This is a genomic window from uncultured Nitratireductor sp. (genome assembly GCF_913053745.1).
GTDB lineage: Bacteria > Pseudomonadota > Alphaproteobacteria > Rhizobiales > Rhizobiaceae > Nitratireductor.
In genome coordinates, this window is the sequence record NZ_CAJXGF010000020.1 from 1 (window position 1) to 22,307 (window position 22,307).

Below are 22,307 nucleotides of genomic sequence, written 5' to 3' on the forward strand. Positions count from 1 at the left end.
GCCATGCGCCGGATCGGGCGTTCGCAAAAACCTGCCAGATGGTGTTTCAGGATCCCCTTGCGGCCTTTAATCCCCGCGCGACCATTGGGGGTGTGCTGGCGGACCCGCTGCGCATCCACGGGCTCGCAGATCGCGGTTCGCGCCCGGCGCGGGTCGGCGAGCTTCTGGAACGAGTCGGACTTCCCACTGCCTATGCTAGGCGCGGCGTTCATGAAGTATCGGGGGGCGAGCGTCAGCGTGTCGCGATCGCCCGCGCGCTGGCGGTACGACCCTCGCTTATCGTATTCGACGAGCCGGTGTCCGCACTCGACCAGTCGGTGCGCGGCCAGATCCTGGAACTCATCGCTGATTTGCAGAAAAGCGACGGCCTCTCTTACCTCTTCATAGCGCACGACCTTGCGGTGGTGCGTCTCATCGCCCATCGGGTGGCGATCATGGAGAGGGGACGTATTGTCGAGACAGGATCGACGCCGCAGATCATCGCAAAGCCGCAATCGCAGGCGGGTCGGGCGTTGGTGGCGGCTGCGCCGCGACTTCGAGACCGCCGCATGCAATAGGCTGAGCGGAATCGTGCCGGGCGGGTTGCATTCCCTTTGCACCATGCCGCTATAGTGCGTTTGCAAGACCCGATCAGCGCGAACCCGGAGTCATCGCCCATGACGATCCGCAATCTGGAATTTGCCGCCCGCCCGCGATCCGTCGCCGTGATCGGCGCGTCGAGCAGACCCGGAGCCGTTGGACATATCGTGATGGAGAACCTGCGGGAAGGCGGGTTCGACGGCGACATATGGCCGGTCAATCCGAAGTACAAGGAGGTCGCAGGTCGCCGCTGCTACAAGCGCGCGGCCGACATTCCAGCGGTACCGGACATTGCCGTGATCGTGACACCGCCTGAGCCCGTGCCCGGTATCATCACCGAACTGGGCGAGAAAGGCACGCGCGCAGCGGTGGTCATAACCGCCGGGCTTACGCGGGAGAATGGGCTGCGCCAGGCTATGCTTGATGCGGCGAAACCTTACCTGTTTCGTATCATTGGCCCGAACACGGTGGGGTTGATTGTGCCGCCGATGAATTTCAATGCCAGCTTTGCGCACATGCAGGCGAAGCCCGGTGGATTGGCTCTCTTGTCGCAGTCGGGTGCAATCGCGACTTCGCTTGTGGATTGGGCGGCGGCGGAGGGGGTGGGCTTCTCGCACATCGTCTCGCTTGGCGACATGGCAGACGTGGATGTGGGCGATTATCTTGAAATGCTCGCTGGCGACGGACGCACGCGCGGCATTCTCATGTATCTCGAAACGATCCCAAATCCGCGAAAGTTCATGACGGCCGCGCGGGCCGCCGCGAGGCTAAAGCCGGTGATCGTGATAAAGTCGGGTCGTCACGCACAGGCGGCACAGGCGGCGGCAACCCACACGGGCGCGCTGTCAGGCGCCGATCGCGTTGTGGAGGCGGCGCTGCGTCGCGCCGGTATTCTGCGCGTGCTCGACCTCGGAGAGTTGTTCGACGCAGCCGAAGTGCTCGCGCGTTTCCGTCCCTTGCAGCGCGCGCAAGTGGGCATCGTCAGCAACGGTGGTGGCGCGGGCGTGCTGGCGGTCGACCGTCTCAACGATCTCGGTGGAACATTGGCGGCGTTTTCGCCCGAAACGATCACGCGTTTGAACAAAGCGCTACCGCCCAACTGGTCGCACTCCAATCCCGCAGACATCATCGGCGATGCGCCGCCGGAACGCTACAGCGAGGCTGTTTTGGCGGTGGCCGACGACCCCGATACGGACGCCGTTCTCGTCTTCAACTGTCCGACGGGGCTTGCATCACCCTCCGATGCCGCGCATGCCGTCGCGGCGCACGCGGACAAGGGCCGGATCAATGGCAAGCCGCTTATCACCTGTTGGCTGGGCGAGGAAACGGCGCGAGAAGGGCGCCGCATTCTGCAGGAATCGGGCATTGCGAACTTCAGTACGCCGTCGAGCGCCACGGCCGCGCTCTCCTACCTGAGCGAATGGTCGCGCGCGCAGAAGGCTCTGACCCGTGTGCCTTCAAGCCGCAGCGAGGATGTGCATGGCGATCGCGATGGGTTGCGCGCCATTCTCGAAAAGGTTGCAGCCGAAGGTCGCCGGATGCTGACGGAGCCCGAAGCCAAGGCGGCGATTGCCGCCTACGGAATTCCAGTGCCCGAAACGGTGATTGTCGAAACGCCGGAAGCGGTGGGCGCGGCCACCGCGCGGATGCTCGAGAGTTCGGAGAAGGTTGTCGTCAAGCTTCTCTCCAAGACCATCACCCACAAATCCGATGTCGGTGGTGTGGTGCTCGGTCTCAAGACTCCGGAATCGGCCACAAAGGCCGCTGAAAACATCGTGAAACGGCTTGAGGATGCCGGAACGGTCGAAGGGCTGGAGGGCTTCGTGGTTCAGCCCATGGTGGTGCGCAGGCATGCGCATGAATTGATCCTCGGTGTCAGCCAGGATCCGATCTTCGGGCCGGTGGTGCTGTTCGGTGCCGGCGGCACGGCTGTGGAGGTGATGGAGGACACGGCAATCGCGCTGCCGCCACTCGACGATGTGCTGGCCGGCGATCTGATGGCCTCGACGCGCATCGGCAAGTTGCTTGCCGGGTATCGCGACCGCGCGCCCGCCGACCGGGAGGCGATTGCCGGGGCGCTCAATGCGGTGTCGCAGATGATCGTCGATTTTCCCTGCATCAAGGGCATGGACATCAATCCGCTTCTGGCGGATGCCGACGGCGTGGTGGCGCTCGATGCGCGCATCGAGATCGAACCGGCGGAAATCGGCCGTGCGGGACCGAACACCGATCTCGCCATCCGGCCTTACCCGGACGGGTGGGAGAAGGATGTGAACCTCGAAGGCCATCGTTATCATCTGCGCCCGATCAAGCCGGCGGATGTGGCGCTGTTTCCGGATTTCCTGTCGCGTGTTTCGCCGGAGGACATCCGCTTCCGTTTCCTGGCGCCGCGCAAGCACTTTCCGGATGAAATGCTGGAACGGTTGACCCAACTCGACTACGAGCGCGACATGGCCTTCATCGCGCTGCGGGAAGAGGATGGGGAAATGGCCGGCATTGGCCGCCTCTCTTCCGATCCCGACAAGGAGATCGCCGAGTATGGCCTGCTTGTGCGCACCGATCTTCAGGGGCACGGGCTTGGCTTCGCGCTTTTGAAGCAGCTCATCGACTATGGCCGGGAAGAAGGAATCGGCGCTATCGAAGGCATCGTGCTGAGCGACAACACCAAGATGCTCGCCATGTGCCGGGATTTCGGTTTCGTGGTGAAGGAAAGCGGCGAGGCCGGCGTGATCACAGTGGTGCTGGAGCTTTAGGCAGACCCAGTGTAGTCCCTCACCCGTCTGCCGGATGAGGAACGTTTGACAGCGGTCAAACCTCAGATACAGGCTTCGAACAGTGCCTTCGTGTTCGCAACGGTCAGCTTGACCGGGTTGCCGCCGGCACTCGGGTCTTCCAGCGCCATTTCGACCATCTCGTCGATGCGGTCCGTGCCCACACCCATGTCGCCAAGCCGGTCGGGAATGCCGAGTTCGGCACGCAGGCTCATCACGTAATCGAAGAACCCGTCAAATCCGCCTGCAATGCCCAGATAGGCGGCTGCCGCGGCGATGCGGTCCTCGATTTCAGGCCGGTTGAGTTTCAGCACCGCGGGCATCACCACCGCATTGGTGGTGCCATGGTGGGTGTTGTAAACAGCGCCGACAGGGTGCGAAAGTGCGTGGATGGCGCCGAGCCCCTTCTGGAAGGCGACCGCGCCCATGGCGGCGGCGCTCATCATGTGCGCGCGCGCTTCCAGATCGTCCGCGTTCCGATAGACGCGCGGCAGGTTTTCCTTCACCAGACGAAGTCCTTCGAGCGCGATGCCCTGGCTCATCGGGTGGTAGAAGGGCGAGGAATAGGCCTCCAGACAATGCGCGAAGGCGTCCATCCCCGTGCCGGCGGTGATGGCCTTTGGCATGCCCACCGTCAGTTCCGGATCGCAGATCACCACGGAGGGGAGCACCTTCGGATGGAAGATGATCTTCTTCACATGGGTCCTTGAATTGGTGAGCACGCCTGCGCGCCCCATTTCCGAGCCGGTGCCGGCGGTGGTGGGCACGGCCACATTCGGTGCGATTTTCGAGGCGTCGGCGCGGGTCCACCAGTCGCCGATGTCCTCGAAGTCCCACACCGGCCGTGTCTGACCGGCCATGAAAGCGATCAGCTTGCCGAGATCGAGGCCCGAACCGCCGCCAAACGCCACGACGCCATCATGCCCGCCATCGTTGAACACCTTGATGCCGGCTTCGAGATTCGTCTCGTTGGGGTTGGGGTCGACCTCGGAAAAGATCGCGCGCCCAAGACCGGCATTCTCCAGAATGTCGAGCGCATTCTTCGTGATGTCCATGCCGGCCAGCCCACGGTCGGTGACGAGCAGGGGCTTTGAAATGCCGGCCGCCTTGCAGGCCTCGGCCAGTTCCTTGATCCGGCCCGTGCCGAACCGCACAGACGTGGGATAGGACCAGTTTCCTTCGAGCTTCATGCCTGTTTCTTTCTCAAATGGTAGGATTTCGGGCGGGTCAGATTGTGGTATCCGATTTCCGACAATGCGCCGCCGCGCCCCGTGTTCTTGCAGCCGGTCCAGCACAATGCGGGGTCGAGATAATCGGCACGGTTCATGAACACGGTGCCCGTTTCGATCTCCGAGCCAAGTGCCGCCGCGCGGTCGGGGTCGGCGGTCCACAGCGAGGCGGTGAGGCCGAATTCGCAATCGTTCATGAGGTCGAGCGCTTCGGCGTCGTCCTTTACCGGCATGATGCCGACGACGGGGCCGAAGCTCTCCTCGCGCATCACCCGCATCTGGTGGTTCACGTCGATCAGAATCTGCGGCATGAGATAGGTGCTGCTATCGTCTTCGGGGAAGCGCTTGGGATCGACCAGCGCTTTCGCGCCCTGTGCCACGGCCTCTGCGGTCTGGCTGCGCACTTCGGCTGCAAAACGCTTGTTGGCCATGGGGCCGATCGTGGTTTCCTCGTTCAGCGGATTGCCGAGCTTGAGCTTGTTCGCCCAGTCGACGGATTTCTCGACGAAGCTCTCGAAATGCTTCTCGGCCACATAGATGCGCTCGATGCCGCAGCAGCACTGGCCGGCATTGAACATCGCGCCGTCCATCAGCCCGTCGACGGCCCAATCGATGTCCGCATCGTCCATCACATAGGCCGGATCCTTGCCGCCGAGTTCGAGCCCGAGCCCGGTGAAGGTGCCGGCCGCGGCGCGCTCGATGGCGCGTCCGCCGCCAACGGAACCGGTGAAGTTGACGAAGTCGAAGGAGCGATCGCCGATCAGCTTCTCCGTGCCGGCATGGTCGAGGAACAGATTGACGAACAGCTCTTCGGGAATGCCGGCCTCATGGAAGGCGCGCACGATACGCTCGCCCACCAGCAGCGTCTGCGTGGCGTGTTTGATGGCGACCGCATTGCCCGCGATGAGCGCCGGAACAACCGTGTTGATGGCCGTCATGTAGGGGTAGTTCCATGGCGCGATGATGCCGACAAGACCATGCGGTACGCGTTCGATGCGACGCGCGAAGCTTTCCGAATCCTCCAGAACGATCGGTGCGAGTCCGCGCTCGGCTATCCCGGCCATGTAGGAGGAGCGTTCGTTCATGCCGCCGAACTCGCCGCCATAGCGCACCGGGCGACCCATCATGTGGGCAAGCTCCGGCACCACCTCGTCCTTCATCTCGTTGAGGCGGGCGATGCCGGCATTGACCAGCGCGATGCGCTCATCGAGCGGACGCGCGGCCCAGGCCCTCTGCGCCTGGCGGGCGGTGGCGAGAAGCGTGGCAGCCTTGTCGGGGGCCATCACGGGTCGCTCGGCGAAGACCGATCCGTCGATGGGGGAAATGCATTGCAGGGTTTTCGTCATGTCATGCTCTCTCAAAACCGCGCCTGACCTCCCAGTCGGTGACGCGGCGGTCATATTCGGATTGTTCCCAGCGGGCTGCATGGACATAGTGATCGACAACGTCGTCACCAAAGGCCGCACGCAGCATTTTCGAACCGTCGAGCGCGGTGGCGGCGTCGCGCAGGGTTTTGGGTATCTCGCGGATCCCTTCGCCCTCATACGCGTCGCCGACAAAGGCCGGCTCCAGCTCTTTCTTGTTTTCGATGCCATCAATGCCTGCCGCAATTAGCGCCGCGAAGGCAAGATGGGGGTTCAGGTCGGCGCCACCGACACGGCATTCCACGCGCACCGCCTTGGTGTCCGAACCGCAGACGCGGTAACCCGCCGTGCGGTTGTCGAACGACCATATCGCCTTGGTGGGGGCGAAGGTGCCAGCCGCGAAACGCTTGTAGGAGTTGATGTAGGGCGCGAGGAAATAGGTGATCTCGCCGGCATGGGCGAGAAGGCCGGCCATGTAGTGCCGCATGAGTTCGGACATGCCGTGCTCGCCCGACGGATCGAAGAACTGGGGCTTTCCGTCGAGCGCCCAGAGTGACTGGTGCACATGCGAGGAATTGCCGGCGGCATTGTCGTCCCACTTTGCCATGAAGCTGACGGCGCGCCCGGCCTTCCAGGCGATTTCCTTGCAGCCGTTCTTCACGATGGCATGGCGATCCGCCATGGTGAGCGCATCGGTGTAGCGGACGTTGATTTCTTCCTGACCGGCATCGGCTTCGCCCTTGGAGTTTTCCACTGGCACATCGGCACCGTTGAGGCCGTTGCGGATCGCTCGCATCACGTCTTCCTCCTTGGTGGTCTGGAAGATGTGATAATCCTCATTATAGGCGCTGATGCGCTCCAGCCCGCGATAGCCCTTGGCGGCGGCTTCCTCGAACGTGTCGCGGAACAAGAAGAATTCCAGTTCCGAGGCCATCATGGCTTTCATGCCCATGGCTTCCAGCCGCGCGACCTGCTTTTTCAGGATGGCGCGGGGCGAATGGGGCACGTCCTCATGGGTGTGGTGGTCGAGCACGTCGCACAGAACCAGCGCCGTGCCTTCCAGCCAGGGAATGCGGCGCATGGTCGAAAGGTCCGGTTTCATCGTGTAGTCGCCATAGCCCGCCGACCAGCTCGTCGCGCGATAGCCCTCGACCGTGAACATCTCCATGTCGGTGGCGAGCAGATAGTTGCAGCTGTGTGTCTCCTCGAAAGCGCTTTCGAGGAAGAAGTCCACATGGAACCGCTTGCCCATCAGGCGCCCCTGCATGTCGACCAGCGCGACGAGAACCGTGTCGATCTCGCCGGCCTCCGCTGCCGCCTTGAGGCTTTCCAAAGTCAGTTTGCCCGCCATTCAATTCGTCCTGTCGGTGGTTTTGGGTTTGGCCCCGGAGTATTTGCCCCGGAGCCATGAAGTTTCGATCTAATCAGCCGTAGCGATAGGGTGGGCCGGCCTTTTGCATGAGGGCGCGATAGTTGCGCAAGATCTGCACGACGCGCTCCCTGCGCCCGCCCTCGGCGGCGATCTCGTCCCAGAATTTTTCCGCCTCGGCTTCCACCGTCGCCCACTCGGCGTCGGGTATGGTGGTGAGCTCCATCTTGCCGCCATTGACGCGCAGATCCGCTTCGCCGGCCCAATACCAGTGCAGGCGGTAATAATGCGAGGAATCCATCGCCAGTCGGAAGAGCTGCTTCAGATGGTCGGGCACTTCGTTCCATCGGTCCGAATTGGCGAAGAAGGAGCCCACCCACGCACCGCAGATATTGTTGGTGAGCAGGTAGGGCGTCACGTCGGCCCAGCCCACCGTGTAATCCTCGGTGATGCCCGACCAGGCGATGCCGTCGAGTTCGCCGGTCTGCACGGCCACTTCCACGTCTTCCCAGGGCAGGGTGACGGGAACGACACCGAAGCGAGAGAGGAATTTGCCGGCTGTCGGGAAGGTGAAGACACGCTTGCCCTTCAGGTCTTCGAGGCTGTTGATGGGTTCCTTCGTGTTGAAGTGGCAGGGATCCCAGGAGCCCGCAGAAAGCCATGTTACGCCCTCCACTTCGCCATAGGCTTCTTCCCAGATCTCGGCCAGGCCGTGCTTGTAGAACAGGGCCTGCACGTCGAGCGAATAGCGCGTGGCGAAGGGGAAATAACCGCCGAAGACCGACACATCGACCGGGGCCGCCATGGAATCGTCATCCGACTGCACGGCGTCGATCGTGCCGTTCTGCATGGCGCGGAAAAGCTCGCCCGTCGGTACGAGCTGATCGGCGTAGTAGAGCTCGATCTCCATCTCGCCATTGGCTGCCTTGTTGAAGGCGTCGATGGCCGGTTTGACGACATGTTCGGCAAGGGCGGCGCCAGCATAGGTCTGCAGCCGCCAGCGGATCGGGCTTTGCGCATGAACATAGGGCGTTGCAAGGGCCGTGGTTCCGGCTGCTGCCGCCGATGCCATGCCCGCCTTTTTTAGAAAGTCGCGTCTGTTTTGCATCTTCGTTCACTCCTCTGGTTGTTGTCCCGGTCGCTTTTGCCGGGCATTGCCGCAGGCTTTTCTTGTCGTCACCTCCGTGGTTTCTTTGGTTTCAGCGCGAATAAACGTGTTGCGGGAGCCATAGCGCGATCTGCGGGAAAGCCATGACGATGATCAGTGCGAACACCATGACCGCCACGAAGGGCACAATGGATCGGTATATGTCTCCGAGCCCGATCTCCGGCGGTGCCATGGCCCGCATTAGGAACAGATTGTAGCCGAAGGGCGGGGTCATGTAGGCGATCTGGCAGGTGATCGTGTAGAGCACGCCATACCAGATGAGGTCGAAGCCGAGCAGCTTGACGAGCGGCACATAGAGCGGCGCGACGATGACGAGCATCGCCGTATCGTCCAGAAACATGCCCATGATGAGATAGGAAAGCTGCATCAGGATCAGCACTTCCCAGGGCGACAGGCCGAGCTGATCGAGGAAGAAGCCCTCGATGGCCCTGACCGCGCCCAGCCCGTCGAACACCGCGCCGAAGCACAGCGCGGCCAGGATGATCCACATGAACATGCACGAGACGGAAAGCGTTTTGCGCACCGTGTCGTGGATCACCTTGAATGTGAGGCGGCCACGAATGGCGGCGGCAGCGGTCGCCGAAACCGCGCCGATGGCTGAGCTCTCCACGAGGCTGGTAACGCCCATGACGAAAAGCCCGGTCATCAGGAAGAAGATCATGAAGGGCAGGATGCCGGCGGAAAGAAGCTTGATCTTTTCCGACATCGGTATGCGGCGTTCTTCGGCAGGAAGCACAGGCCCGAGATTGGGCTGCAACCAGCAGCGCACGGCGATGTAGAGAATGAAGAGACCCGCCATGAGCAGGCCCGGAAACACACCCGCGAGCCAGAGCTGGCCGACCGGCTGGCGTGCGATCATGGCGTAAAGCACCAGCACCACGCTGGGCGGCACGAGAATGCCGAGCGATGAGCCGGCCTGAATGACGCCGGTCACCATGATCTTGTCGTAGCCGCGTCTGAGCAATTCCGGCAGGGCGATGGTCGCACCGATGGCCATGCCGGCGACGGAAAGGCCGTTCATGGCGGAGATGACGACCATGAGCGCGATCGTGCCGATGGCGAGACCGCCGCGCACCGGACCGAACCACACATGGAACATCTTGTAGAGATCGTCGGCAATGCCCGATTCCGACAGCATGTAGCCCATATAGATGAAGAGCGGCAGCGTCAGCAGCGCGTACCATTTCATCAGTTTCATGGCAGCGGAGAACGCAATTTCGGAACCACCTGTGCCCCAGAGCAACAGTGCGAAAACAACGGCGATGAAACCGATGGCGCCGAAGACGCGCTGGCCCGTCAGGAGCAAACCCATCATACCGGTGAACATCAGGATTGCGGTGAGTTCGTAGCTCAAGACAGTTCCTCCCCGCGTGCCTGCGCTACGTCCTTGAAAAGCTGCGCGATGGCTTGGAGCAGCGTCAGCGCGATGCCGATACACATGATGATCTTGATCGGTGCCATGTAGGGCGACCACGCAGAATAGCTGGTTTCATCGTATTTCAAGGCATAGGAGGTGGAGGAGAAACCGCCGTAGAGCAGAAGTGAGAGATAGAAGATCAGGAAGAGGACGGTGACGGAATCGACGATGGCTTTTGTGCGCGGCGACCAGCGTGCGTAGATCAAGTCCATGCGCACATGGGAGTCGTTTTGCAGCGCCCACCCGCCGCCGCCCATATAATAGGCGACCATGGCGAACTGCGCCATTTCCAGCGTCCACAGTGGTGGAATGGCCACGGTCTTCATGATCGACGAGTAAAGCAGGATGCCGATCATCAGGAAGATCATGTACATGACCACAAGACCGACATAATGGTTTGTCCGATCGATCAGACGCACGTAGCGCCTTATGGCGTTCGGCATCGGTTCCGGTCTCCCATTTCTTGCTCCATTGTTTTCCCGCTTCGGTTCCGTGCCGGTTTTTGTCAGGCTTTTTCTGGCCCGGCTGCGTATATGTCGACGTGAAAGCGCTCCAAAGCCGTTTCGAGCAGTCGAGCGGTGCGCTTTGCCCATTCGTCTTGTCCCGCAGCGGTTTCGATGAGGTCGCTGCAATATTCGATCATGACGTTGAGCAGGCCGTTTTGAACCGCGTGCAGGCGCAGCGTGTGCGTGACCCCGTCTTCCGGCCCGTAAGGGTAGTTGCGCAACGCGTTGGCGATGCCCTGTCCTTCGGCAAGCTGCAGCATGGCGTCGGCGAGTCGCCGGTCGCGGTCGTGCAGCAGGCCGATAGCCCGATGTCGGGCGATGCCGAAATAGACGCGCGTGAAAGAATGGATGGTAACGATGACCGGCAGTTTGGCCGGGCCGGTACGGGTTGCGATGAGATCCGCTACCGCCTGGCGGAACGGTTCGTAGATTTCAGTGACCCGCTGACGCCGTGCCTGCTCGGCAAGTGTGCGATTGCCCGGGATCGCGTGGACTTCGCTCATCTCGGGAATGGCGTCCATCGCCTCCGGTGGTCGGTTGCAATCGTACACCAGGCGTGAAAACCGCTGGTGAATGAGCGGTGCATCGAGCAGGGCGGAGAGCTTCTGCGCGGTTGCCAGCGCGCCGATGTCCCAGGCGGCATGACTTGTCAGTGTTTCCGGTTTGGCCCCCAATGTCGAAAGGGCACGGGGTATGCGGCGTGAAGCGTGTTCGCATACGAGAATGACGGGCGACCGTCCACCGGCGCGCTCGATCTGGAATGGCTCTCCCTCGGACGGATCAAGCAGCGCTCTGACCATCAAACCTCCACACAGTTCCGCCCGTTCCTTTATTGTTTTCCGGGGGAACGTCTCTTTGAAGCGGCTTTGTAATATTGATTAGCATTGCCGGGAATTTGTCAATCGTGTAATTTTCATTACGGGCCGTGATTGGATGTCTTGTCGAGGAGACGCGCTTGGGAACGAAAGAACAGGTTCATGTGGCGCTCGGCCAGATGACCGACGCCGAGCGCAAAGTGGCGCATGCGTTTCTCGCCAATTATCCCAGCAGTGGCCTGTCGACCGTTGCCGAGTTTGCCATGCTCGCCAGCACCAGCGCGCCGACCGTTTTGCGTTTCGTATCGCGGCTCGGCTTCTCCGGTTATCCGGAGTTTCAGCGGACCCTGCGCGCGGAAGTTCAGGCGGAGCTTCTCTCGCCGCTCGAAAAGGGGGACAGCTCGGCGACACGCAGCCTCAACGGCTCGGCGCTCGGCGCTTATTTTTCAAGGGCCATGGCCAACATCCAGACGACGCTGGAAGCTATACCCGAAAGTGAGTTCGAGGCGGCCTGCACACTGCTGTCGGACCCGAAGACGGCTTGCTACACGCTGGGCGGCCGTTTCAGCGATGCCATTGCCCGCTATATGGCTGCACACCTGCGTATTGTGCGACCCAATGTGCGCCGCTTTCAGGACCAGACCTCCACCTGGGACGACCAATTGCTTGACGTTAAGGCTGGCGATGTGGTCGTGCTTTTTGACATTCGTCGCTATCAGCGCGACCTGGTGCATCTGAGCGAACTTCTTTGTGAACGCAAAGCGCGCATCGTGTTGATCACCGATAGCTGGCTTTCGCCGATCTCGCGATACGCGAAGGTGGTTCTGCCTTGCGCGATCGATTCCGGCCGCACGTGGGATTCGGGTGTGGTGTTGATCGCTTTGGTGGAAGCGATCGTCGACCGCGTGACACACAAAGACTGGGACGCCGCGCGCAGCCGTATCCAGGCGTTGGAGCATATTCACTGGAACAAGCCGTCCGCAAAGGAGTGACCAAGCGCACCTGAACGGAACTTTCCGTTATCCGTAGACCGCCGCCGCTGCTTCCTTCAGCCAGGCTGTGGCGCCGCGATAGGGGCCTGGGCCGTGGCTGATGCGGGCGACGCCCAGCCGCCCTAGTGCCGCCGCATCCGGCGCGGACTTCATTGCCATGATGTTGACGGGCAATTTGGACGCGTCGCAAAGATCTTCTATCAGTGGCGCGTCCACCAGCGCCGGAGCGAAGAAGCCGTTGGCGCCCGCATCCGCAAAGGCTTTGGCACGCGCCTTCGCTTCGGCGATCAATTCCGCGTGCCGATCGCGATCGCTTTCCTTGAGGAACAGGTCCGTGCGCGCATTGATAAAGAGTGGCAGGCCGCGCTTGTCGGCCATTGTGCGGATAGCGGCGATACGCTTGGCCTGATCGGCAATCGGGTGCAATCCCTCGCCCCCGACGATCTGGTCCTCGAAGTTGATGCCCACCGCGCCAGCATCGAGAATGCGTGACACATTCTCGGCGGCACCTTGCGGGTCGGTCGCATAAGCACCTTCGAAATCGACCGATAAGGGCAAGTCTACGGTTTCAACGATACGCCGAACCACCTGAGCTAGAAACGCGACCGGGATTTCCTGACCGTCGCCATAGCCGTGAGCGGCCGCGACGGACCAGCTTCCCGTCGCCAACGCGCTGGCGCCGGCGTCGGCCACGGCTGCTGCCGAACCGGAATCCCAGATGTTGAAGAGTATGAGAGGATTGCCTTTGACGTGCAGGGCGTGGAAGGCGTGGGCTTTGTCATTCTGGCGCATGGCATGTCTCCAACGGGCCGAGATGGTTCTGAAACATTAATTTCTCGTGTTCGAGCAGCCAGCGCTTGCGCCACAACCCGCCGCCATAGCCAACCAGCGATCCGTTTGCGGCGACGACGCGATGGCACGGAATTACGATGGCGAACTGGTTGGCCCCGTTCGCGCGGCCGACGGCGCGGCTTGCGTCAGGGCGATCGAGCGCGGCGGCAAGCCGAGCATAATTCATCACCGTGCCTGGCGGAATGGTCCGCAGCGTCTCCCAAACCCGGCGCTCGAACGGCGTGCCGTGAGTGGCGAGCCGCGTCCTGAAGTGATCGGCGTGGCCTGCAAAGTAGGCTGCGAGCTCGTTTCGCGTCTGTTCGATGGGACCGTTTGATCCCATGGCGATGGTCGAGCCTGTGGCTTTGTGCAGTTTACGGATCTCTGCAGGCAATGCGGTACGTTCCAGAAATTCGAGGAGATGCAGGGCGTGGTCGTCGGCAATCGCCACCATGGTTCCGATGGGGGTCTCGATCCAGTCGGCGCGTAGCAGCGCCTTGCCCCGCATTTGCCTGGGGGCTTCGCCTATCAGCCGTGCGACTGCGTCTCGAAAGCCGCTTCCCGAGCTGAAGCCGGCCTCTTGCTGGGCCTCGATGACGCTCGCGCCACCGGCAATGTTTTCCACCGCGAGCGCAACGCGGCGTAGCCGGGCCATTTCCAGGAAACTGATCCCATAACGTCGCTTGAATGCACGACGTACCGTGGAAGGGTCGTAGCCCACCCTGGCGATATCGTCCTCGCTCCAGCGTCGTCCTGGTGCCCTGTCGAGCGCTTCCAGCAGCGTTGCGACGACGGGTTCGGCTTCGCCGGACGGTGCCAAGGGACGGCAGCGCTTGCACGGGCGCAGGCCTGCCTCGAAACATTGCGCAACCGTGTCGTGGAAGGTCACGTTCTCGCGTTTCGGTTTACGGGCGGGGCATGTGATCCGGCAGAAGACGCCAGTGGTCGTTACGCCGGCATAAACGAAACCGTCGTAACCGGAATCGCGCGCCATGAGAGCCTGATAGAGTGTGTCATCGTCGGGACGTTGGAACAGCATGGCGCGAGATTAGCGCAAAGTGCGGGGACTGCCGCCGAAAATCGGGCGTTTATTTCAGGGCTCCTGACAAACGCCGATTTCAATCGCAAAGCGGGCGGAGCAGAGCTTGTGTCGCGCTGATGTCCTCACTGATCGCCCGACGCACGCCTGATCCGTCGCGTTTGCGCAATGCCGCGATGGCGTCATGATGATGGCGTGTGTACGTTTCGCCTTCGTGCGAGCGCAGGGTCGGCTCCAGGTGGCGGGTCAGCACGCGCATATAGGGACCGAAACGCAGCCACAGGGTCTCCGCCAGTTGCAGCAACACTTCGGAACCGGAGCCCTGGTAGAGAGCGAAGTGAAACTCCCGGTTCTTCACCAGCATTGCGTATATGCTCTCTTCATGACTCGATGTCTCGTGCGCTTCCACAAGCCGTTCGAGCTCGCTGATATCTGCGTCGGAACTGTTGGGCGCAGCAAGCTCTGCCGCCAAACCTTCGACCGCGATGCGGGCGCGGCACAGATCGTCGAGCCGTGCCTTGCTGATGGCGGGCACGCGGGCCGAGCCGTTCGGTGCGATTTCCAGAGCGTTTTCCGCCGCCAGTCGGCGCAGGGCTTCACGCACCGGCATATGGCTGGTAGCGAAGGTTTCGGCGAGTGAAGCGATGGTCAGCGTCTGGCCCGGATCGAAGCGGCCGACCATAAGTGCGTGGCGAAGTTGCTGGTAGACGCCATCCTGTATGGTAACTCGCCTGGACACCGGAACAAATTCGCTTTCCATTGCCGATCCACCCCTGTCCATCTCGCCATTGTCAGCGCAGCTTCCGCGAGCACTGGTTAACGACCGACTAAGCGGGCTTTTCTTGCGATGCAAGGTTTCCAAGCCGATTAAAGCGTTATCTCACATGTTCGCATTGAGAAATGGACAGTGCCGCAACGACCGGCAGCAGAATGCGACGCGTCGCAATGGTGTTGTTGTTCGGCGTCTCAGTTTGTCCGGCGGATAACCTTTCCCTGATCGTCAAAGCGGAACACCCGGCTTTCATCGAACTTTGCGTGCAGTTCGCTGTCGATCTCGAACTGGTGTTCGCCGAACAGGCGCGCGCATAGCAGACCGGCTTCGCCGCAATCCAAATAGAGATTCGTATCGGCGCCCAAATGCTCGATGTGAGAGACGCGCCCCTTGATATCGCCATCGGCGGGAACGATCGAGATGTGTTCCGGCCGAATGCCGATGGTTTTTGCATCATCTCTGTTGAGCAATGTCGCATCTATGAAGTTCATTTGCGGCGAGCCGATGAAGCCGGCGACGAAAAGATTGGCCGGATCGTTGTAAAGTTCCATCGGAGTACCGACCTGCTCGATCCTGCCACCATTGAGGACGACGATGCGGTCGGCCAGTGTCATGGCCTCGGTCTGATCGTGCGTGACATAAACCATGGTGGCGCCGAGCTCGCGATGCAGGCGGGCAATCTCAAGACGGGTGTTAACGCGCAGCGCCGCATCGAGGTTCGAGAGCGGTTCGTCGAACAGGAACAGCTTGGGCTTGCGCACAACCGCACGGCCGATGGCAACGCGCTGCCGCTGGCCGCCGGAAAGTTCGGCCGGCCGCCGGTCGAGATAAGGCTCGAGTGACAGCATCTTTGAAGCGAAATCCACCCGCTCGGCGATATGATCCGCGGGATGTTTGGCCTGTTTCAGGCCGAGGCTCATATTGTCGCGCACATTGAGATGCGGGTAGAGCGCGTAGGTCTGGAACACCATCGCGATGCCGCGCTTGGATGGGGGTGTGGAGCCGACTTCGGCGCCGTCGATCTCAACGCTGCCGCCGCTTGCATCCTCAAGGCCCGCGATGATGCGTAGAAGGGTGGATTTTCCGCAGCCCGAAGGGCCGACGAAGATGACCAGTTCACCGTTTTGAACCTCCAGATCCACGCCCTTGATGACGTCGACCTGACCGAACGATTTGGTGATGTTTTTCAGTGCGAGTGAGCCCACGGTTTCGTCCTAGAGTTCGATTTCCTTGCCGCTTCGCACGCTTTCGTCGGCGGCGAGGCAGATATTGAGGGATTGCACGGCATCGTTCATGTGCCGCGAGAGATCGAGGTCTTCGCTGATGGCCTGCAATACGAATGCCTGCTCGCGGTCGCAAAGTTCCTGATGCCCCGGCTCGCCTTCCATGGAAAGAAGCGTGTCTTCATGGGCGAATTGGCCCGTTGCGTTTCTCTCCGCCTTGTGGAGGCGTATGCGCGAAGTCTGCGTATGCGCGTCGATGTCGTCCGACTTGGCACCCTCGTCCATGACGATGGAGACGCAGCCCTTCGGTGACACGATATCCTTCACGAAGAAGGCGGTTTCCGACATCATCGGTCCCCAGCCGGCTTCGTACCAGCCGACCGAACCGTCTTCGAAGAGCACCTGGAAATGTCCGTAATTGTACATATCCGGTGCGATCTCGTCGGAAAGGCGCACGCCCATGCCCCGTACCTTCAGCGGCTTGGCGTCGGTGATCTGGCACATAACGTCCACATAGTGCACGCCGCAGTCGACGATGGGCGGTGTTGTCTGCATCAGTTGCTTGTGCGTGAGCCAGGTGGGGCCGGAGGATTGCTGGTTGAGGTTCAGCCGGAACACATAAGGTCCGCCGAGCCCGCGAGCTTCCTGGATCAGTCGCACCCAGGAGGGATGATGGCGCAGGATATAGCCCACCACCAGCTTGCGGTTTTGGGCTTTGGCCGTCTCCACCACGCGCCTTGCATCGGCGACATTGGTCGCCAACGGCTTTTCGACAAAGACATGCGCACCGGCTTCCATCGCCGCGATGGCATAGGGCGCATGGCTGTCCGAGTAGGTGTTGATGGAGGCGAGGTCTGGCTGCGTCTCAGCCAGTGCCTCATCATAGCCGGTGAAATGCGGATAGTTTTTCAACGCATCGGGCAGGTCCGGCTTGGAACGGGTGACGAGGCCGACAATCTCGAAACCTGGATTGGCGTGATAAGCGAGCGCATGGCTCATGCCCATATTGCCGAGCCCTGCAACCAATACCCGCACGGGGGCCTCCTGCGCACTCATTTCACGGCTCCCGAGGTGATGCCGCGGATGAGCTGGCGCGAGAAGATCAGATAGAGGATAAGCACCGGCAGGATAGCGAGCGAGAGCGCTGCCAGAACCGCGTTCCAGTTGGTGACGAACTGCCCGATAAAGACCTGTGCGCCAAGCGTGATGGTTTTCGTGGCCTCAGCGGGTGCCAAGATCAGCGGGAACCAGAGATCGTTCCAGATCGGGATCATGGTGAAGACCGCGACCGTCGCCATGGCCGGCCGAACCAGCGGCAGGACGAGGCGGAAGAAGATGCGGTATTCGCTGAGCCCGTCGATCCGACCGGCATTCTTCAGGTCATCGGAGACCTGCCGCATGAACTCCGACAGGATGAAGATGGCGAGTGGCAGGCCCTGCGCCGTGTAGACCAGAATGAGCGATGTCAGCGTGTTGACGAGGCCGGAGGCCGCCATCATCTGCAGGATTGCCACGGTGCCGAGCCGGATCGGTATCATGATTCCCAGCGCCAGATAGAGGCCCATCAGCGAATTGCCCTTGAAGCGGTATTCGGCAAGCGCAAAGGCTGCCATTGCGCCGAACAGGAGCACCATGAACAGCGACACCACGGTGACCACGAAGCTGTTCTGGAAATAGAGCAGGAAGTCGCCCTGTTTCAGAACGGTTTCGAAACCGACCAGGCTGAAGGTTTCCGCATTGGGAAACTCCAGCGGTGTGCGGAAGATCGCTTTGCGCGATTTGAAGGCGTTGACCACGATCACGAACACTGGAAAAAGCGCGATGACCGTGTAGGTCGCCAGCACCGCGTGAGCGGCGATGGAGCGGGCGGGGGAATGTCTGGCTGTGCTCATGGTTGCTGCTTCCCGCTCAGAATTGGTAGCGGCGCAGCCGCCGCTGGATGCCGAACAGATAGATCGACACGCCGATGAGAATGATGCCGAACATCGCGGTGGCGATGGCCGCACCAAGATTCGGATCGCCGAGCTGAAGCTGGAAGCCGAAGAAAGTGCGGAACATGAATGTGCCAAGAATGTCGGTGGAGAAATCCGGTCCCGCCAGCGCGCCCTGCGTGGCGTAGATCAGGTCGAAGGCGTTGAAATTGCCGACGAAGGTTAGGATCGAGATAATACCGATCGCGGGCAGGATCAGCGGCAGTTTGACCTTCCAGAATTGCGACATGCCTGTAATGCCGTCGCACTCGGCAGCTTCCAGAAGTTCGTCGGGAATAGAGAGAAGTGCGGCATAGATGAGCATCATCGGAATGCCCACAAACTGCCAGACTGAAATCAACGCCAGCGTTGTTAGTGCATAGGCTTCCTTGCCGAGCCAGGGCTGGAACAGGCTTTTCAGGCCGACGAGATCCAGAAGGTTGGGCGCCACGCCCCAAAGAGGGCTGAGAATGAGCTTCCATGCAAAGCCGGCAATGACGAAGGAGAGAATCGTCGGAATGAAGATGGCTGTGCGGTAGAAAACGCGCAGGCGCAGTCGCGGGCTCGACAGCAGCGCGGCCAGAAGAATGCCGATCGGATTTTGCACCAGCATGTGTATGATGAAGAACCAGGTGTTGTTCTTGAGCGCGTTCCAGAACTGCTCCGACCAGCGCGGATCATCGAACAGGGTTCGGAAATTTTTCAGCCCTACGAAAACCTGGCTGTTGTTCACATCGCTGAACATTGCAAGCTGCAATGTGCTGAACAGCGGAATGATCATGATTGCCGTATAGATCAGAACCGCCGGCGCCAGAAAAACGGCGATATGCCAGCGGAAGGGCTTCTTGACTGCTTGGGCCATGGAACGTCTCTCTATGGCGTCGGGCCCGCGCATCAGGCGGGCCCGGCTCTTGTTCGAGGCTCAGGACTTACTGCTGCGGTTCGTACCAGCCGGCAAGGCCGTCCTGAAGCTGTTTCGCACCGTCTTCGGGCGTCTGGGCGCCGCGCAATACGTTGGCCGAGACGTTCCACATCTCGTTCCACAGGTTCGGTGTGCCGCGCGAAAGGATCTGGTGCGCGGGACGGATGGTCGAGTTGCAGTTCTCGCGCCAGGAGACGAATTCCTTGGCGAGCGGGTCTTCCATCTCTACCGTCTCGTTGGAGAGCGAGAAGAAGCCAGGCAGCGAATTCGCATAGAGTGAGGCGAATTCGGCCGAACCGACCCAGTTGAGGAAGGTACGCGCTGCTTCGGCGTTTTCCGTTTTCGCGTTCATGCCGATGCCGATATCCGTGTGATCGGAAATGTAGCATTCGTCCCCGGCGCTCTGCAGCGGTGGCGCGAAGGCCCCCATCTCGAAGTCGGCCTGTTCGTTAAATATGGCAATTTCCCAGGAACCGGCCGGGAAGATGGCCGCACGGCCGAGGGTGAAGAGATTCTGGCTGTCGGGATAGCTCTGGGCTTCGTATCCATCGCCCAGGTAGGGCGCCCAGGCAGCGAGCTGACGGAAGGGCTCGACCCATTGTTCGTCGGTCAGCTTCTGCTCGCCCTCGATCAACGCCAGCCGGCCTTCTTCACCCTTCCAGTAATTCGGGCCGATATTGGTGTAGCCCATCGTGGCCGCTTCCCACTGATCCTTGGCGCCCATGGCCATGGGGATGTAGGTGCCGTCTTCCTTGATTTTGTCGAGGACTGCAAAGAACTCTTCGTTGGTGATCGGCGGCTCGATGCCCAGTTCCTCAAAGGCTTCCTTGTTGTAAATGAACCCATGGATCACGGAGGCCATCGGTACGCAGAAGGTTGCAGAACCGTCATCCGTACTCCACGCGGCCTTCGCCACATCGGAAAAGTTCGCCATGTTCTCCAGATCCTGGATCGCCGATAGGTGACCCTTCTCGTAGAGGCTGAGCGATGCGTCGAACGGGCGGCAGGTGATGAGGTCACCTGCAGTGCCGGCATCCAGCTTGGAGTTGAGAACCGCGTTGTATTCGGTCGGGGCGCTCGGCGCGAAAGTTACCTTGATGCCCGGATGCTTGGCCTCGAAGGCCGGTATGAGCTTTTCTTGCCAGATGGTCAGGTCGTCGTTGCGCCAACTCTCGATGGTGAGTTCGGCATCCTGTGCCATCGCCGCGCCGGTTGCGCCCAGCATGGTCGCGGCAAGCAATGCCAGTTTCGTGGTCTTCATCATGGTCTTCTCCCTGTTGTGCCCAGCGAGCATCCCCGTCGCTCGATACGCAAGCACGGGGTCCGCTCGGGGCGCGGCTGAACTCGTCCCTTGGAGGTGCGTATTTGGTGCGGTTCGTGAGCCCCACGAAGCTTTAATCAGTGCTTCCGGTCTGCCTTGCGCGGTTCTGGAACGTTCTTCCGTGCCCCTTATATGCGCCGCTTCCCGGACCCCTCTGTGTCCTCCAATGGTGAAATTAAAGTCCAAAAAGATACCATTTGTCCAGAGAAAATCCGGGTGCCTCAGCCCATTGTGTCGACTTTAAGCGGTAAGGTCATTTTGAATCAATGATTTGAACCGATTTTTGGGGTCGGTGATTTTTGTTGTTCCCTGGAGGTATCTTTTTGGTATTATATCCGTGAGGAGCGATCATGAGCGAATACGTCATTGCGATAGATGGCGGTGGAACCAGTTGCCGGGCCGCGCTGGCTGATCGGCATGGCCAGGTGATCGGCCGCGGCAAGAGAGGTTCCGCCAACATCTTCACCACATCCGATGCGATCGGAGAGAACATCGTCGCGGCTGCGAACGAGGCGTTGCGGAATGCGGGGCTCAACTCGATAAACTTATCTGATATCCCGGCTTATCTGGGGCTTGCCGGTATCAATGTGGGCGAGCGCCAGCATGAGCTTGCAACGGTGCTTCCCTTCGCCGATACGCAGTTTGTTCACGACGGTCTGATCGCGCTTCAGGGCGCGCTGGGTGACGAGGACGGCGTCATGGCCATTCTGGGTACCGGCTCGGTTTATCTGTCGCGTTCGAACGGTGCCCTGCGCAGTATTGGCGGTTGGGGGTTTGCCGTTGGCGACCAGGCGAGCGGCGCGGTGATCGGTAGAACGTTGTTGCAGCAGACGCTGCTGGCCCATGACGGGATTCATGAACATACACCGTTGAGCCGGGCGATCATGGCCCGGTTCGATGACGATCCCGAAGCGGTGGTGGAGTTCGCTCAGCAGAGTGCGCGGCCCGCCGATTACGGTGCGTTGGCGCCGATGATCTTCGATTACGACGGCAGGGGCGATCTGCTTGCCCGAGAAATTCTTCTTGAAGCCGTGCGCGACATTACCCGGGCACTGGACACGATTGTATTCCAAGGATGTGAGCGTCTGTGCCTGCTTGGCGGGTTGGCTCAGGAATATGCCAGGCGGCTTGCGCCGCGTCATCGAGCGATATTGAGGGATCCGCGGGGTGACGCCCTTTCTGGTGCCGTTCAACTGGCGCTGCGTGCCTTTCCACCGGAGATGGCGGGCGAGGAGCGGCGATGAGCGCGCCGGATCTCTTCACTGCGCAACGGGTCGCGGCCATGGGTTCGGGACCGCTCTATCTGCGTTTGCGCCGGCTTCTGGAAGACGCGATTGTCGGAGGGATGCTGGGCGAAGGCGAGGCTTTGCCGACCGAGCGTGATATTGCCGAACTCACGGAATTGAGCCGGGTAACGGTGCGCCGCGCTGTCGACGATCTGGTCAAGCAGGGCCGGCTCATTCGCCGGCACGGCTCGGGCACCTTCGTCGCGCCGTCCGTTTCGCGGGTAGAGCAATCGCTGTCTCTTTTGACCTCGTTCACCGAGGACATGGCGCGACGCGGACTTTCATCGCGCTCGGAATGGCTGGAGCGTACGGTGGTCGCGCCGTCGCCGGACGAGATGATGGTGCTTGGACTTTCCGTGGGCGACACGGTTTCCAGGCTGGAGCGCCTGCGGATTGCCGACAATGTACCGATGGCCATCGAACGCGCATCAATCATCGGCAGCTTCCTTCCCGATCCCGCCTCGGTGACGGATTCTCTTTACGATGTCCTCGACAAGCGCTCGGCACGACCGTGCCGCGCCACGCAACGCATTTCCGCGCGCAATGTCGACGAGCGTGAGGCTGCGCTCCTCAAGGTCGCGCCGGGGGAAGCCGCGCTTTATATCGAGCGTGTTTCCTACCTGCCCAATGGCCGGGTCATCGAATTCACTCGTTCGGTCTATCGCGGCGATGCGTATGATTTTGTCGCTGAGCTTAAAATCCCCGAACGCTGACGCAATCTGAAACATCGGAA

20 protein-coding genes are annotated in these 22,307 nt (G+C 61.0%); 5 read left to right on the top strand and 15 right to left on the bottom strand.

Annotation, left to right across the window (positions count from 1 at the left end; all coding sequences use genetic code 11):
• Positions 1 to 557: ATP-binding cassette domain-containing protein (locus tag QZ638_RS05265; protein ID WP_295807775.1), on the top strand; the 557-nt coding region annotated here is incomplete at its 5' end.
• Between the two features lie 99 nt (positions 558 to 656).
• A complete protein-coding gene (locus QZ638_RS05270) occupies positions 657 to 3,332 on the top strand; it encodes a bifunctional acetate--CoA ligase family protein/GNAT family N-acetyltransferase (protein ID WP_295807777.1) in 2,676 nt (891 codons plus the stop codon).
• A 62-nt stretch (positions 3,333 to 3,394) separates the two neighbouring features.
• On the opposite strand, the gene QZ638_RS05275 is transcribed toward QZ638_RS05270, so the two are convergent.
• The 7 genes from QZ638_RS05275 to QZ638_RS05305 all read right to left on the bottom strand — a co-directional run bounded on the left by QZ638_RS05275 (position 3,395) and on the right by QZ638_RS05305 (position 11,203).
• Entirely contained in the window at positions 3,395 to 4,540 is a 1,146-nt protein-coding gene (locus QZ638_RS05275; protein ID WP_295807779.1) for an iron-containing alcohol dehydrogenase, read from the bottom strand.
• Entirely contained in the window at positions 4,537 to 5,925 is a 1,389-nt protein-coding gene (locus QZ638_RS05280; protein ID WP_295807781.1) for an aldehyde dehydrogenase family protein, read from the bottom strand. Before QZ638_RS05280 ends, QZ638_RS05275 begins: the two co-directional genes overlap by 4 nt.
• Position 5,926: 1 nt before the next feature.
• Complete coding sequence (locus QZ638_RS05285) at positions 5,927 to 7,294, bottom strand: glutamine synthetase family protein (RefSeq protein WP_295807783.1); 1,368 nt, start codon at positions 7,292 to 7,294, stop codon at positions 5,927 to 5,929.
• A gap of 73 nt (positions 7,295 to 7,367) precedes the next feature.
• Positions 7,368 to 8,420, bottom strand: a complete 1,053-nt coding sequence (locus QZ638_RS05290) for a TRAP transporter substrate-binding protein (RefSeq protein WP_295807784.1) — start codon at positions 8,418 to 8,420, stop codon at positions 7,368 to 7,370.
• A 91-nt stretch (positions 8,421 to 8,511) separates the two neighbouring features.
• The gene (locus QZ638_RS05295; protein WP_295807787.1) at positions 8,512 to 9,834 is read right to left on the bottom strand and encodes a TRAP transporter large permease subunit; all 1,323 of its coding nucleotides are present in this window, start codon (positions 9,832 to 9,834) and stop codon (positions 8,512 to 8,514) included.
• Positions 9,831 to 10,340: a TRAP transporter small permease subunit gene (locus QZ638_RS05300; protein ID WP_295807789.1), complete on the bottom strand. Its 510-nt coding sequence runs from the start codon at positions 10,338 to 10,340 to the stop codon at positions 9,831 to 9,833. Before QZ638_RS05300 ends, QZ638_RS05295 begins: the two co-directional genes overlap by 4 nt.
• A 62-nt stretch (positions 10,341 to 10,402) precedes the next feature.
• A complete protein-coding gene (locus QZ638_RS05305; RefSeq protein WP_295807791.1) occupies positions 10,403 to 11,203 on the bottom strand; it encodes an N-formylglutamate amidohydrolase in 801 nt (266 codons plus the stop codon).
• Positions 11,204 to 11,358: 155 nt separating this feature from the next.
• Here QZ638_RS05305 and QZ638_RS05310 point away from each other — a divergent pair, with 155 nt between their 5' ends.
• Positions 11,359 to 12,210 (top strand): MurR/RpiR family transcriptional regulator, encoded by an 852-nt coding sequence (locus QZ638_RS05310; RefSeq protein ID WP_295807794.1) that lies wholly within the window; start codon positions 11,359 to 11,361, stop codon positions 12,208 to 12,210.
• A 27-nt stretch (positions 12,211 to 12,237) separates the two neighbouring features.
• On the opposite strand, the gene QZ638_RS05315 is transcribed toward QZ638_RS05310, so the two are convergent.
• The 8 genes from QZ638_RS05315 to QZ638_RS05350 form a co-directional block, all read right to left on the bottom strand.
• Positions 12,238 to 13,002: an isocitrate lyase/phosphoenolpyruvate mutase family protein gene (locus QZ638_RS05315; protein WP_295807796.1), complete on the bottom strand. Its 765-nt coding sequence runs from the start codon at positions 13,000 to 13,002 to the stop codon at positions 12,238 to 12,240.
• On the bottom strand, positions 12,989 to 14,080 hold the full coding sequence (locus tag QZ638_RS05320; RefSeq protein ID WP_295807798.1) for a bifunctional transcriptional activator/DNA repair enzyme AdaA: 1,092 nt from the start codon (positions 14,078 to 14,080) through the stop codon (positions 12,989 to 12,991). The genes QZ638_RS05315 and QZ638_RS05320 overlap by 14 nt, the downstream gene beginning before the upstream one ends.
• A gap of 79 nt (positions 14,081 to 14,159) precedes the next feature.
• Positions 14,160 to 14,840, bottom strand: coding sequence for a GntR family transcriptional regulator (locus tag QZ638_RS05325; RefSeq protein ID WP_295807799.1), 681 nt, complete (start codon positions 14,838 to 14,840; stop codon positions 14,160 to 14,162).
• A 206-nt stretch (positions 14,841 to 15,046) separates the two neighbouring features.
• Positions 15,047 to 16,057 (bottom strand): ABC transporter ATP-binding protein, encoded by a 1,011-nt coding sequence (locus QZ638_RS05330; protein ID WP_295807801.1) that lies wholly within the window; start codon positions 16,055 to 16,057, stop codon positions 15,047 to 15,049.
• A gap of 9 nt (positions 16,058 to 16,066) precedes the next feature.
• Positions 16,067 to 17,131 (bottom strand): Gfo/Idh/MocA family oxidoreductase, encoded by a 1,065-nt coding sequence (locus QZ638_RS05335; RefSeq protein ID WP_295807804.1) that lies wholly within the window; start codon positions 17,129 to 17,131, stop codon positions 16,067 to 16,069.
• Positions 17,128 to 17,967 carry a carbohydrate ABC transporter permease gene (locus QZ638_RS05340; RefSeq protein WP_295807806.1) on the bottom strand — a complete coding sequence of 280 codons (840 nt, stop codon included), beginning with the start codon at positions 17,965 to 17,967 and terminating at the stop codon, positions 17,128 to 17,130. The genes QZ638_RS05335 and QZ638_RS05340 overlap by 4 nt, the downstream gene beginning before the upstream one ends.
• Positions 17,968 to 17,983: 16 nt before the next feature.
• Positions 17,984 to 18,907, bottom strand: a complete 924-nt coding sequence (locus QZ638_RS05345) for a carbohydrate ABC transporter permease (RefSeq protein WP_295807808.1) — start codon at positions 18,905 to 18,907, stop codon at positions 17,984 to 17,986.
• A 67-nt stretch (positions 18,908 to 18,974) separates the two neighbouring features.
• Complete coding sequence (locus QZ638_RS05350) at positions 18,975 to 20,231, bottom strand: ABC transporter substrate-binding protein (protein ID WP_295807810.1); 1,257 nt, start codon at positions 20,229 to 20,231, stop codon at positions 18,975 to 18,977.
• A gap of 407 nt (positions 20,232 to 20,638) precedes the next feature.
• On the opposite strand from QZ638_RS05350, the gene QZ638_RS05355 reads away from it, so the two are divergent.
• Together QZ638_RS05355 and QZ638_RS05360 are read left to right on the top strand one after the other, a co-directional pair.
• Complete coding sequence (locus tag QZ638_RS05355; protein ID WP_295807812.1) at positions 20,639 to 21,532, top strand: N-acetylglucosamine kinase; 894 nt, start codon at positions 20,639 to 20,641, stop codon at positions 21,530 to 21,532.
• On the top strand, positions 21,529 to 22,287 hold the full coding sequence (locus tag QZ638_RS05360; protein ID WP_295807814.1) for a GntR family transcriptional regulator: 759 nt from the start codon (positions 21,529 to 21,531) through the stop codon (positions 22,285 to 22,287). The genes QZ638_RS05355 and QZ638_RS05360 overlap by 4 nt, the downstream gene beginning before the upstream one ends.
• The last annotated feature ends 20 nt before the right edge of the window (positions 22,288 to 22,307 follow it).